The 239-nt window shown below is 68.2% G+C and carries 1 pseudogene; it reads left to right on the forward strand.

Annotated elements, in window-relative coordinates:
- Nucleotides 1–239, forward strand: a pseudogene (locus M2D63_RS26060) (multidrug ABC transporter ATP-binding protein); the annotation flags it as partial.

The following is a 239-nucleotide window of genomic DNA, read 5'->3' on the forward strand; positions in this document are numbered from 1 at the left end:
CGCTCAACGCGTTCCTGCTGGCCAGCGTGGCGGGCGTGGCGATCTGGGCGTGGCTGCAGGCGTCGATCTCGATGGGTGCGATCGCGGTGGCCATCGCGCTGGTGATGCGCATCCGCTCGATGTCGGACTGGATCCTCTGGGAGGTAGCCGGCCTGTTCGAGAACATCGGCACGGTCGAGGACGGGATGGGCACGCTGGCCCAGCCGCTGGCCATCGCCGATGCGAAGGACGCGAAGGAT

Source organism: Pseudomonas sp. BJa5 (genome assembly GCF_030272875.2).
Lineage (GTDB): Bacteria > Pseudomonadota > Gammaproteobacteria > Pseudomonadales > Pseudomonadaceae > Aquipseudomonas.